This is a genomic window from Collimonas sp. NPDC087041 (assembly GCF_044745265.1).
Classification (GTDB): domain Bacteria; phylum Pseudomonadota; class Gammaproteobacteria; order Burkholderiales; family Burkholderiaceae_D; genus Collimonas.
This window is the reverse complement of the sequence record NZ_JBIUZX010000011.1, coordinates 198,397-209,859: the sequence shown is the minus strand read 5'-3', so window position 1 is coordinate 209,859 and position 11,463 is coordinate 198,397. Positions and strand designations below refer to the sequence as shown.

The window sequence follows — 11,463 nt, the reverse complement described above, 5'->3', positions numbered from 1 at the left end:
AGCCTCGATCACCGGCACCAGATTCATATCCATTGACTGACCCGCAACCGCAAGGTGTGCGGGTTTTTGCTTTTTTGCGTTGCAAACGCTTGTCGCTGATGCAATAACATGAACGCTATAATGGCTCTTTCCGATAGCCATAAAAGCGCGATCCTGCCGTCACGGGGCTTGTCTGGCGTCGTCCATCCATCCAGCTGAATATGTCGATTTCTGCCGCACAAGCCGCTTCGCCCTTGCTATTTTCAGACTTGCCGGCAACGATTCGCCAGGCCGGTTTGCATTATCTGGTCAATCCCGGGCAACTGGCGCTGCTGGAGCAGGGCGGTATCGTGCTGCCGCCCGGTTTGGCGAACGCAGTGTTGAAGCGCAAGGTCGAATTCGCTGCCGGCAGATGCTGTGCAATGCAGGCCCTGCAGGCGCTAGGCTACGGTGGACGGGAAACCCTGCCCATCGGGCAGCACAGGGCGCCGCTCTGGCCTGAAGGCTTCGTCGGCTCAATCAGCCATGGCGACGGCCAGGCGCTCGCTGTAGCGGCAGCAAGCCGGGATTGGGGCGGTATCGGCATCGATATCGAACGCCTCCTCGATCACGATGCGGCGCAACCGTTAGTGCCTTATCTGATGACACCCGCGGAGCTGACCATTGGCAGCGCCGCCGGAATGTCTCTCGAACGCTGGCTGACGGTGGTTTTCTCAGCCAAGGAAAGTCTGTTCAAAGCGCTGTATCCGTATGTCGGCAGATATTTCGATTTCCTGGATGCGGAAGTGTGCGCGCTCCAGCCGGCACACGATGCCCTTACGTTGCAACTGGCGACGACACTCTCACCGCAATGCAGCAAGGGCAGCCGCTATCCGATTCGTGTGAATTATTTAAATAATAATATTGTGACACTATGCCTGTTACCGCCATCTAGTCTGGCGCCGGCGACCGTGTCCGGATGACTTCGCAATAACGAAAAAGATGGGCCTGCGGGGCTGGATATTTGCTGATCGGCATCTATACTGAAAAGCCCCGGGAGGTGTTTATGAAAGCATCGAAAATCATCGAGATGTGGGGCAGGGCCAGTTGCCAGGTGCCGCTCACCAGTGACGACGAAATAGTGCAGATGTTCGCCAACGAGATTGCGAAATTGTCATACAAGCTCACCGAAGAAGAGCTGTATCGACTGATTGCGGTCGGCGCCCTGGTATATCAGCGCGGCTTCCGCGAATTCGACAGCAACAGCATGGCCGATCTGCTGATCAGAACTCTGCGCGAGGGTGGGCGAGCTTGACGGAGCACCCCCCAAGTAAATCTGTTCACCAAATAGCAATAATTAAAACAACATCAATAAAAAAGCCCGCGTCCATATGGAGGCAGGCTTTTTGCGTTTGTCTTGATGGTGTTTAAATCCGATAAATTTTATCGCCGGTCTGGACGATCACAAATTTCCCATCGGTAATCTGCGTCAACGCCCGCCCATCGGCCAGCCGGTAAGTCCTCGGTCCCGGCATGGAACTGACGACGCCGCCAGCCGCGGCAATTTCAATCGGGCTTTCATACCCTTCGACATGATAGCCATTTCCTGATTTGTCTTTCGCATCGAACTTTTCTATCAAGTCCATATGAGTCTCCTTATGATTGAGGTTGGCATGCCGGAAGTAACAATACCATATTGATTGCGATTTTGACGAAAGACTGTACATGGTGATTGGCTAGCGTGTCTGGCTCGAATATTTTATTTATTCCGTAGAAGGTATTTTCAATCACCTGCTGGATCGTGGTATCTCACTTCCTTTGGACCGTTCGCCAATATTGAATAATGTGGGTTGCAACTAATGCCCGAGCGAGTGACCAAACCAGAAGGCATGCGGATTGTTGGTATCTGCCGGGGCATTGGTTTTATCCAGAGCCGATCCGATCAAGCCGCGATCAATGTTGATCAGCATGAGCAAGTAATCGATGACGGTGCCGGCTTCGATGTATTGGCAGCCGATCTTCAGCGCTGTAATTTTCTCGATCGCGAGTGTTGAGCCATCGCGGCGCCACAGAAGAAACCAGCGCGTCGCGACGATCTTTTTATCGAGCGAGGGATCGGGGTCTGGAGATAGCGCAGACAAGATCAGTTCGGCGTGCTCCCAGTGCCGTTGATTGATCGCAATCAAGGCATGCCACCACAGGCGATGTCTGCTTTCCAGGTTCAGTAAAGGTTCCAAGGACTTGCTCCATTTTCCAAGTATCTTTGGCGGCCGCGCGTCACAACCTTGTGCATTGATTCTGGCAATACTTCAAGTGCACAAATAAGTTTTTCTGCGCGGTGCTTGTACTGCATTGGAGATCAACGATCTCGCTTTGCAATTCGTTGAACATTGACTCTATTTTGTAATTTCCCGGATTCGCGTTGAGTACACCTTCTCAGGGATTGACCAGACGTGGCGTGATCATGATCATGCGTTCAATCTGGCGTTTCTTTTCAGATTTGTACTGGAACAGTCGGCCCACCAATGGAATGTTTCCCAGTAGAGGAATTTTCGAATTGTCGACTGTGGTTTCGTCGACGATGTAACCGCCAATCAATAGACTGTCGCCCGCGTTGATGACGGCCTGTGTGTTGATTCTCTTGCGGGAAGCAACGGGAATCTGGTCGACTTGTGCCGTGTTGGAAATCGCGCCATCCTCGATTGTCACTAGCAGCTTGATCTTGTCTGAGCTGTCCTCTTTGATGATTTGCGGAGTGATTAGCAAGATTAGCTCTGCCGCCAGCCGATACAGGTTGGCGTTGTCTTGGCCGGCAACGCTCACGAACAAGTCCTGCTGGTTTTTCAGCACTACTTCGGTATTGTCGAGGGTCACGACGCGCGGACGTCTCTCGATTCTCGCGTCGCCTCGGCGTATCAGTGCATCCAGTGTGAGCGAGAAATAGCGCCGGCTGTCGCCGAACAAAACCGAGGTGATCAGACCGGCCCGATTGTCGATGAATGTGTTGGCGATAGCGCTTAGGTTGGTGGCGGCGTTGTTGCCGGTTGTGGTCGATCCGTTGGACAGGTCGTGATGTCCCTCATTGAACGAACGCAGGTTGACGCCAATTTTTTCCGAGTTTTCCGCATCCAGGTCAATGACCGTGGCTTCGATCTCGACTAGATCGTTTTTGACATCGAGCTGCTTGATCAGCTTGTCGTACATGCCCATCCTGGCCGAGGTGTCGCGTACGATGACGGCGTTGATATGGGGATCGGCTTCTATGCGCGGCTCATTGCCTTGAATGAGATCTTCTTCTGCAAGCAGGGAAGTGGCGTATGCCGATGGCTGGCTGGCAATGGGCAGAGTGATTACGTCGCTGCCAACCTGTCTTACGCCTTGCGTTTTGACTGGTGCGGCCGCGCTCTCAGGCAACTGCGTCTGCTGGCGCACTTTCATGATGTTTTTCAGTAAACTGGCCACGCCGGGAATCACACTGTCGGCTTGGCCGTTCTTGATATCCTTGGCCCAGGCATGCTGCAGGCGATAGATCTTGGCGGTCATCGGAGATTGCTTGTTTTCTTCTGCGGAATCAACCATCTGCGCCAATTCTTCGACCGCGCTCAGATAGCGGGGAGGGCCGGCAACCAGAAGACTATTTTCCGGAGCCATCCAACGAATTGAAAAGCGCGGTTCGTCCAGGTGAAAATCTTTCAACAGCATGTGCATGCGGTCAAATTTGTCAGAGGATAAGCTGATTGTCCTTCTGCTGATCTCAGACAGCGAATTGATATACAGAATATGGCCGTCGTAGAACCAGGTGAAACCAAAACTGGACGACAGATCGTTCAGCAGCGACTCGAGCGGCTGGTTGAAATTCCCGCTGATGTTGCCGCTAACTTGCGGGCTGATAATCAACGGTATCTGATTATTGCCAAAAATGGTCCTGAGCAGATCGGGTAAATTCTGATCGTGTACTGTGATTTCGACTTGTTTGCTTTTTGTCGCCGGTAATGACGCGGCATGCGCTGGTGTTCCCGCGAACCCGAGCTGCAGTGTAGCAATAGATAGGAAAAGGAGCGCCTTGACGGCGTTGCCGGATATCGTTGTGAGTTGCCTTTTCATTCTCTGTCCCCGAGTATGCCGCTTGGTGTTTTACGACGTGGCTCTGACTGTATTTGTTAAATTTCAATCACTCGATTTTTATCGTCATCGGCATTCGGAGATATAGGGGGTGTCTTAAATTTTTAGATGCCCGCTGAAATTGATGTATGCGCAAAGAGAACCTTCGATTAGGTAATGTGGCCGTGGGTAAGAATGCGGCTGGCCATCGCTTCTCGTTTTCTTGGTAACGGGTAATCGTGGGGGCACTAATGACGTTGATTTATCTTGTGCGGTATGCGACGGCTTGAAGGCGTTCGGACCTGCAAACACGCTTCTTTCATTGGGAAATAGAGCAAGTCTGCTGGTCGTCGGTGATCAACCGTAGGCGATGGCATGCGATACTTTCAACAATATGCGCACGATTGCGCGAGGAGGATGGTATGCGCACAATAGGCCTGATCGGCGGCATGAGCTGGGAATCCAGCCTTGAGTACTACCGGATCATCAATCAACTGGTGCGTGAGCGCCTGGGGCCGCTACGGTCGGCGCAACTGCTGATGTACAGCGTCGATTTCGGTCCCATTGAGCGTGCCCAGCATGAAGGGCGTTGGGATGACGCGGCGTTGCTGCTGGAGGATGCCGCGCGGCGATTGCATGCGGGCGGCGCCGAGTGCATCGTGCTGTGCACGAATACGATGCACCTCATGGCCGACCGTATCCAGGCTGCGGTGCCTATCCCGTTTTTGCACATCGCCGATCCGGCGGGGCGTGCCGCAACGCAGTCGGGAGCACGCACCGTAGGGCTGCTGGGCACCGGCTTTACGATGACGCAGCCGTTTCTGCGGGAGCGACTCACCGAGCGGCACGGTTTGACTGTGCTGGTGCCGTCGCCAGAGGAGCGCGAAGCCGTGCATAAAATCATTTACGATGAATTGTGCGTCGGCGTGGTGCGCGATGCATCCCGAAAAGTTTATCAGCAGGTCATCGCTGCATTGGCTGAGCGTGGCGCCGAGGCTGTCATTCTCGGCTGCACCGAGATCAGTCTGCTGGTCAAGCCGGAGGACAGCAAGCTGCCGTTGATCGATACGACGGCATTGCATGCGCAAGCGGCGGTCGACTTTGCGCTGAGGGTGGATGACTAGCGTCTGCCTTGCTGCGATCGGTCGCGGCGCGTACCATGGGGGCCGACGCCGGTATTGGCAGTATTTTCAGAGGACGCAGTAATGAACGATGTTTTGACAAGAGATGAATTCGACGCCTTGGGGCAAATCGGCAGCGGGCCGCAACACGGACGGGTGAGTGCATGTGTCGCGCGCAATACCAAGCGCCTGATCGGCCTGAAGTACATCTCACATGAACGCAATGGCACCCTGTCGCTGACCGACAAGGGCAAGCAGACCCTGTTCATCAGGAATTGCATCGATGGTTTGCGTGCCGTGGCGAATGACCCAGGCGCGAAGCTGGCGGCCGACGTTGCTATGTTCCTCGGAAAGAAAGGCCACATCAGCCCCCGGGCTGGCGGCGATGGCTTCGATATCACTGAAAAAGGGCGGGAATCGCTGGCTGATATTGACTCATCGGCTGCCTGATTAAGTTACGCACCGAGTACTAACCTTAGGCGCTTGGTAAAAACCTATATAAATCAAATACTTGATTAAATTTCTTGATGGTTATCCACAGGACTGTCCACAATTTCTGTGGGTAACTTTTTGAAAAGTATGAGTTTGCAGCGTGATTGACATGCAGCAACTTACGAAGCGATCCATGGAAAAAACGAATTCTTTATTGCAAGTCGGCCTGGTCGGTTACGGCTTTGCCGGCGCGACTTTTCATGCGCCGTTGATCGGCCATTCCGGACGTACTGCGGTCGCCGCTATTGTCAGCAGTCAGGCCGAGCGTGCCGCCGGTGATTGGCCGGCAGCGCGCATCTACGCCGATCTCGATGCGATGCTGGCCGATTCCGGCATAGAGTGCGTGGTCATCGCCACACCAAACGACACTCATTTTGAGTTTGCGCAGCGAGCGCTCGAAGCCGGCAAGCACGTCGTGGTCGACAAACCGATCACCTTGAATGCGGCGGATGCACGCACCCTGGCGGGCATCGCAAGTCAGCGCAAGCTGTTGTTGGCGCCGTTTCATAACCGTCGTTGGGATGGCGATTTCCGTACCGTGCAGGCGCTGGTAGCCAGCGGGCGGCTTGGTCGCATCACGCATTTCGAGTCGCATTTCGACCGTTTCCGGCCGGAGGTGCGGCAACGCTGGCGGGAAAACGCCGATAGCGGCGGCGGTTTGTTGTATGACCTTGGGCCGCACCTGGTCGACCAGGCGTTGGCGCTGTTCGGCGTGCCGGAAACCGTCAGTGCGACCGTCGGCGCCTATCGCGATGGCGCCAAGGCAGACGATTATGTGCACTTGCAACTTGGCTACGCCGACAAGCAGGTCGTATTGCACGCAAGCGCGCTAAGTGCACTGGAGGCGCCGCGCTTTACCGTGCACGGCACTCGCGGCAGTTATCTGAAGGCAGGGCTCGATGTCCAGGAGGATCAACTCAAGGCCGGTCTGCGTCCTGGACAGCAGGGGTGGGGCAAAAACTTGCCCGGGATCATCCGGCAAGTTGATGGCGAACTCGATGTGCGTGGCGAATTGGCGACACTGGATGGCGCGTATCAAGAGTTTTATCGAATGGTAGCGGCATCTATCCAGGATGGTTCACCGTCTCCTGTCACTGCCAGCGATGCGGTAACTGTCTTGGAAATCCTCGATCTGGCGCGCCAGAGCGCCGTTGATGGGCGCCGGTTGAGGTTTGCTGTTGCAAAGGATTAGGCTGTGGTTCGGTATCGGGTGGGGACGGTAGTGATAGCGCTATCATTTGCATGAATAACTGATATGCGTTAAATAAAGTAGTCGATCAACGATCAGCTCGATATAGTTACACCTGTCTCCTCCAACACCTCCTAAGGTTTGGATTCAAGCCCGCACCGTAAGGTCTAGCGGGCTTTTTTTTACGTTGTGGAAATGAAGAGGCGGGCGGGGAAGTCGGGTTGCACAGCAGGTGTTGTAAATATGTAGCAACGACTACGATATATCTTGCGTTATAACTCAGTAGGGCGCATAATTCACGAATCGCATAAGATGATTTGTGCAAAAAGCGTCAATACAAGAGTAGATTCGTCACACGTCGGGGCCACTTTCCAGATAGGACTGGGTTTCGGGAATCTTCTCCTGTATTGATGAATATAAAAAACCTGCCTACCTAACGGTCGCAGGTTTTTTTGTTTCTATACCGTATTTTTACTATATTGCAGTGCATCATATTTTGGAATATAGTTGTTTCGTCTCCTCCAACCCCTATGGTTTGGATTCAGCCCGCGCCGCAAGGTACAGCGGGCTTTTTTTTGTCCATGGCAAAGGCGTGAGACTGTCGGATTGCGTGAATGCGCTTGGCGAGCGCTCTCAATCAGCGCCGCAAAGTGGCGCATATTTGCTGCCGATGCTGCCAACCGTGCTACAGGTGCGATTTGGTGGTCCGGCCGCGTTGTAGCCTGGCATCCGAGCGCGCATTGCGGTTGTAGCTAGACAGGAAGCCGCGCGTCTTGAGTTCCTTGCGCAACAGGAAAATGGCGAGCACGGTGGCGAAGCTGGCGGAGGCGAGGATGACTAACATTTTTTGTCGCTTTCAAAAGGGTTATCCGATTACAGCAAAATTCGCGCCAGATATCCCTTTTTCTGCAGGCGTGTGGTTTCAGCGCGCCATCAGGGTATCCAGCAACCAGCTGCCAGCCGGCCCCAGTCCACGCTGGCGCGACCACACAGCGTCGACCTGTATGCTTTTCGGCCAGCCGCGCACCTGCAGTTCCAGCAGGCTGTTGGCGGCAAAACGTTTGGCCAGCCAATACGGCAATTCGGCCCAGCCGAAGCCCAGCTCCGTCATTTCCAGTAGCAGCAGGTAGCTGGATGCGGTCCAGCATTTGCCGCGGCGGCGTTGCACGACATCGTCGACATAAGTACTTAACCGTAATTCACGGGCGCTGTGCAGCATGTCGGTGGTGATGTGCTCGGCTTTGGCCAACGGGTGCTGTTTGCCGACATACAAGCCGATGGCGGAGCGGTCGGGTACTGATTCGAAGCCGATATCCGGCGGATAATCCGGCTGCGCTGCCACCAGTCCGAGGTTGGCGCGTCCTTCCTGCACCAGCGACACGACGTCGTTGCGCTCCGCAATCATGCATTCCAGCTCCAGTTCGGGGTAGCGCTGTTCGAAACTGGTGAGTATCAGTTCGAAGCGGTCCGACTGGTAAGTGTCGGACAGGACCAAGGTCAGTTGCGGTTCCAGTCCGCCGGCCAGCCTGTGTGCCGAACGTTCCAGGCGGTCGCTGGCTTCGATCACCTGCTGCGCATGCACCAGCATCGCCCGGCCTTGTTCGGTCAGGGTGGGGCGGCGGGTGCTGCGATCGAACAGGGACAGGCCGAGGTCTATCTCCAAATTGGCAATTGCTTCGCTGACGGTGGATTGCTGTTTGCCGAGTTTGCGCGCCGCCGCCGAAAACGAGCCTTGGGTGGCGGCTTCGACGAACATGAACAGGGTTTCCAGGGAATGGCGCATGGCGATTTCGCTCTAATGTATCGGTTTATCCGATGATTACTACTTTGATAGTATCAGAATAAACGAAGAAAATAGCCTCATTGGATACACGCGAAACAACGGAGGCAATATGAATATCAAGAAAACCTGGATCGAGCGCGCTACCCACGCGCTGATTTTTGAAGTGCTGGCAGTAGCGATTACCGCGCCGATACTGGCATGGGTCATGAAGGTGCCGATGGCGCACGCGGGCCTGCTGACTTTGATGATTTCACTGGTCGCGATGACCTGGAACATGATTTTCAATGCGCTGTTCGACCGCGTCGAGCGGCATTGGCGGCTGGTCCGCACCATGAGCATGCGGGTGGTGCACGCTATAGCATTTGAAGCCGGTCTGGTGGCGACCGTGGTGCCGCTTGTCGCATGGTGGCTAGACATGAGCCTGCTCGACGCTTTGATTCTCGATATCGGCTTGGTCCTTTTCTTCTTGCCTTACACCTTCGTGTTCAACCTCGTGTACGACAAATTGCGCGAGGCAATGCTGAAGCGGCGCGGATTGCTCAACGCGTAAGCCGACATCGCGTGCCGTTGGTCACGCGATGCGATTCAACAGTAGATCCAGCTAGGGGATTATTGGAAGTAGCCGCTGCCGATAACCAGCGGCTTGCCGACAATACCGGCGCCGATCAGTCGTCGTGCGACGCCTTCGATCTTGGTCTGGAATGCCCGATAGGTGCCGAGCAGGTCGAGTTTCGGATCCTTCGAATGCGACAGATCCGAGAGAGTGGCTCGGGGCACCAGGCACTGGTATTGCTGGAATTCGACTACTACCGAAAACAGGATGCCGGCGTTGGTCAGGCGAGGTGCGGCAAGTACGTTGTCCATCATGGTCTCCACGATAATACGGTTGCGCAGAGTCAGACGGGATCGATAGAGCAGGCTATCTGGCTGCCTCCCCATGTTGCACGGAAACACGCTGGCTGGCAAGGATAATACCGCGCCGCATTGACGCCAGGACTTGTTATATACCTGTCGAATATCAGGTATGTGAACAATAAAGCATACAGGCAAAGGGTGGATTGCTATAGTTCGCCCTGTCTCCTCCAACACCTCCTAGGTTTGGATTCAGCCCGCAACCGCAAGGTTCTGCGGGCTTTTTTTTGTTTATCGGATTAAATATGAAAAACCCGTCTCACCGAAACGATGAGACGGGTTTTTAAAGAGGTTGCTGGAGGATTGGTGGTTTAGTGCGCCATGCAGTAGCCATCCAGCTCCAGCAACAACTGCTGCTTGGCTGCAGGTGGCAGGAAAGTCGCCTCGAAACTGTTGCGCGCCAGCATCACCAGTTCGGTGCGGCTCAAGCGTAGCGATGCCGCTACCGCCAGGAAGTTGGCATTCATGTAGCCGCCGAAGTAGGCCGGATCGTCGGAGTTGACGGTCACCGCCAGGCCGGCGTGCAGCAGGCGCGCCAGGTTGTGCTTGCGCATGTCGTCGACCACGCACAGCTTGAGGTTGGATAGCGGGCATACCGTCAACGGAATGCGTTCTGCCGCCAGCCGTTTCATCAGGACCGGATCTTCCTCGCTGCGCACGCCATGGTCGATGCGCTCCACATGCAGTATATCCAATGCGTCGCGGACATATTCCGGCGGGCCTTCTTCGCCAGCGTGCGCCACCAGATGGAAACCGAGCTCGCCGCAACGGGCGAAGACACGGGCGAATTTTTCCGGCGGGTTGCCGCGCTCGGCGGAATCGAGGCCGATGCCTATCCACAGGTCGCGATATTCGGCGCGCAGCGGCAAGGCTTGTTCCAAGGTGGCGAATGCTTCTTCTTCCGACATGTGGCGCAGGAACGACATGATCATGGCGCTGCTGAAGCCATGCTTGTCGCGCGCTTCGCGCAGGGCGCGGGCGATGCCGGAGAACACGACATCGATGCCGATGCCGCGTTCGGTGTGGGTTTGCGGGTCGAAGAAAATTTCGGCGTGGCGCACATTGTCGGCGCGTGAGCGCACGATGTAGGCCATCGTCATTTCATAGAAATCCTGTTCGGTCTGCAGCACTGCCGCGCCTGCATAGTACAGGTCGAGGAAGGATTGCAGGTCGGTGAAGGCATAGGCGGCGCGCAGTTCTTCCACCGACGCGTAAGGCAGCGCGACATTGTTGCGCTGGGCTAGCGCAAACAGCAACTCCGGTTCCAGCGTGCCTTCGATATGCAGGTGCAGTTCCGCCTTCGGCAAACCTTCGATGAAAGAGACCAGGTCGGCGGCGAGCGGCGGGGTGGTGCTGATTGAATTCATGTGTGCTTCCATTTGTTGATGGGACTAGGGCGTGTTGCCATGCAGTTTTGAGGTACGAACACGCAGCATGCGACGCCTGCAAGCCCTTCCTTATGGGGCACTCGTTCGCCTCGGCCTCGCGAGTCTATAACTTGGCTTGAACGGATATCCCAACTCGCATGACAACGTGCCCACATCGGCAATTTTACAGAATTGCGATCACATCTCTTCAATTTCTTGATTTACGCGCCTTCCGAGCGCAAATGAGGCGCGTTCAATTAAGAGTCTAACCACTCTCGTTTTTTTTCGATATCGATTTGAATCGGAGCGCAGCGCCGGAGGTGATGGCGCAGGAGGAGCTGCACAAGAATTCCGCACAGTTGCGGGAGATGCATCTGCCGCTAGTTGGCAGGCACGCGACTTATGGTTATTGAGACCTTAAATGCGTCCTGATCGTTTGAAGAGGCGATTTTTCGGCTACAAAATCAGTAGTTCTCGCAGCGCTACTTGTTCGCCTCTGGGTCGGCAGATCAAACATTGCTTAAAATTGGATTGATCCGG

The 11,463-nt window shown here is 55.0% G+C and carries 13 protein-coding genes; 6 read left to right on the top strand and 7 right to left on the bottom strand.

Annotation, left to right across the window (positions count from 1 at the left end):
• Window positions 1–200: 200 nt before the first annotated feature.
• Together ACIPF8_RS19615 and ACIPF8_RS19610 are read left to right on the top strand one after the other, a co-directional pair.
• The gene (locus ACIPF8_RS19615; protein ID WP_400424166.1) at window positions 201–941 is read left to right on the top strand and encodes a 4'-phosphopantetheinyl transferase; all 741 of its coding nucleotides are present in this window, start codon (window positions 201–203) and stop codon (window positions 939–941) included.
• Window positions 942–1,024: 83 nt separating this feature from the next.
• Window positions 1,025–1,273: a hypothetical protein gene (locus ACIPF8_RS19610; protein WP_082798063.1), complete on the top strand. Its 249-nt coding sequence runs from the start codon at window positions 1,025–1,027 to the stop codon at window positions 1,271–1,273.
• Between the two features lie 112 nt (window positions 1,274–1,385).
• On the opposite strand, the gene ACIPF8_RS19605 is transcribed toward ACIPF8_RS19610, so the two are convergent.
• The 3 genes from ACIPF8_RS19605 to sctC form a co-directional block, all read right to left on the bottom strand.
• Window positions 1,386–1,604 (bottom strand): hypothetical protein, encoded by a 219-nt coding sequence (locus ACIPF8_RS19605; RefSeq protein ID WP_400424164.1) that lies wholly within the window; start codon window positions 1,602–1,604, stop codon window positions 1,386–1,388.
• Between the two features lie 210 nt (window positions 1,605–1,814).
• Complete coding sequence (locus ACIPF8_RS19600; RefSeq protein ID WP_400424163.1) at window positions 1,815–2,144, bottom strand: hypothetical protein; 330 nt, start codon at window positions 2,142–2,144, stop codon at window positions 1,815–1,817.
• Between the two features lie 250 nt (window positions 2,145–2,394).
• A complete protein-coding gene (sctC, locus tag ACIPF8_RS19595; protein WP_400424161.1) occupies window positions 2,395–3,855 on the bottom strand; it encodes a type III secretion system outer membrane ring subunit SctC in 1,461 nt (486 codons plus the stop codon).
• Between the two features lie 626 nt (window positions 3,856–4,481).
• Here sctC and ACIPF8_RS19590 point away from each other — a divergent pair.
• The 3 genes from ACIPF8_RS19590 to ACIPF8_RS19580 all read left to right on the top strand — a co-directional run bounded on the left by ACIPF8_RS19590 (window position 4,482) and on the right by ACIPF8_RS19580 (window position 6,864).
• On the top strand, window positions 4,482–5,183 hold the full coding sequence (locus tag ACIPF8_RS19590) for an aspartate/glutamate racemase family protein (protein WP_400424159.1): 702 nt from the start codon (window positions 4,482–4,484) through the stop codon (window positions 5,181–5,183).
• A gap of 81 nt (window positions 5,184–5,264) precedes the next feature.
• Complete coding sequence (locus ACIPF8_RS19585) at window positions 5,265–5,630, top strand: hypothetical protein (protein ID WP_400424157.1); 366 nt, start codon at window positions 5,265–5,267, stop codon at window positions 5,628–5,630.
• 175 nt (window positions 5,631–5,805) lie between these two features.
• Window positions 5,806–6,864 carry an oxidoreductase gene (locus ACIPF8_RS19580; RefSeq protein ID WP_400424155.1) on the top strand — a complete coding sequence of 353 codons (1,059 nt, stop codon included), beginning with the start codon at window positions 5,806–5,808 and terminating at the stop codon, window positions 6,862–6,864.
• Window positions 6,865–7,546: 682 nt separating this feature from the next.
• Here the strand turns inward: ACIPF8_RS19580 and ACIPF8_RS19575 are convergent.
• Together ACIPF8_RS19575 and ACIPF8_RS19570 are read right to left on the bottom strand one after the other, a co-directional pair.
• Complete coding sequence (locus ACIPF8_RS19575; RefSeq protein WP_400424153.1) at window positions 7,547–7,705, bottom strand: hypothetical protein; 159 nt, start codon at window positions 7,703–7,705, stop codon at window positions 7,547–7,549.
• 78 nt (window positions 7,706–7,783) lie between these two features.
• The gene (locus ACIPF8_RS19570; protein ID WP_400424151.1) at window positions 7,784–8,644 is read right to left on the bottom strand and encodes a LysR family transcriptional regulator; all 861 of its coding nucleotides are present in this window, start codon (window positions 8,642–8,644) and stop codon (window positions 7,784–7,786) included.
• A gap of 109 nt (window positions 8,645–8,753) precedes the next feature.
• Here ACIPF8_RS19570 and ACIPF8_RS19565 point away from each other — a divergent pair, with 109 nt between their 5' ends.
• Window positions 8,754–9,194, top strand: coding sequence for a multidrug/biocide efflux PACE transporter (locus ACIPF8_RS19565; protein WP_400424149.1), 441 nt, complete (start codon window positions 8,754–8,756; stop codon window positions 9,192–9,194).
• A gap of 59 nt (window positions 9,195–9,253) precedes the next feature.
• Here ACIPF8_RS19565 and ACIPF8_RS19560 read toward each other — a convergent pair whose 3' ends face one another.
• Entirely contained in the window at window positions 9,254–9,508 is a 255-nt protein-coding gene (locus ACIPF8_RS19560; protein ID WP_061533927.1) for a DUF1488 family protein, read from the bottom strand.
• Window positions 9,509–9,867: 359 nt separating this feature from the next.
• Window positions 9,868–10,923, bottom strand: a complete 1,056-nt coding sequence (locus tag ACIPF8_RS19555; RefSeq protein ID WP_400424147.1) for an adenosine deaminase — start codon at window positions 10,921–10,923, stop codon at window positions 9,868–9,870.
• Window positions 10,924–11,463: the final 540 nt, after the last annotated feature.

Bases quoted from the DNA above. Each gene is read 5' to 3' on its own strand.
- ACIPF8_RS19615 (WP_400424166.1), top strand. From the start codon at position 201: ATGTCGATTTCTGCCGCACAAGCCGCTTCGCCCTTGCTATTTTCAGAC.
- ACIPF8_RS19560 (WP_061533927.1), bottom strand. From the start codon at position 9,508: ATGGACAACGTACTTGCCGCACCTCGCCTGACCAACGCCGGCATCCTG.
- ACIPF8_RS19555 (WP_400424147.1), bottom strand. From the start codon at position 10,923: ATGAATTCAATCAGCACCACCCCGCCGCTCGCCGCCGACCTGGTCTCT.
- ACIPF8_RS19605 (WP_400424164.1), bottom strand. From the start codon at position 1,604: ATGGACTTGATAGAAAAGTTCGATGCGAAAGACAAATCAGGAAATGGC.
- ACIPF8_RS19610 (WP_082798063.1), top strand. From the start codon at position 1,025: ATGAAAGCATCGAAAATCATCGAGATGTGGGGCAGGGCCAGTTGCCAG.
- ACIPF8_RS19590 (WP_400424159.1), top strand. From the start codon at position 4,482: ATGCGCACAATAGGCCTGATCGGCGGCATGAGCTGGGAATCCAGCCTT.
- ACIPF8_RS19580 (WP_400424155.1), top strand. From the start codon at position 5,806: ATGGAAAAAACGAATTCTTTATTGCAAGTCGGCCTGGTCGGTTACGGC.
- ACIPF8_RS19585 (WP_400424157.1), top strand. From the start codon at position 5,265: ATGAACGATGTTTTGACAAGAGATGAATTCGACGCCTTGGGGCAAATC.
- ACIPF8_RS19575 (WP_400424153.1), bottom strand. From the start codon at position 7,705: ATGTTAGTCATCCTCGCCTCCGCCAGCTTCGCCACCGTGCTCGCCATT.
- ACIPF8_RS19565 (WP_400424149.1), top strand. From the start codon at position 8,754: ATGAATATCAAGAAAACCTGGATCGAGCGCGCTACCCACGCGCTGATT.
- ACIPF8_RS19570 (WP_400424151.1), bottom strand. From the start codon at position 8,644: ATGCGCCATTCCCTGGAAACCCTGTTCATGTTCGTCGAAGCCGCCACC.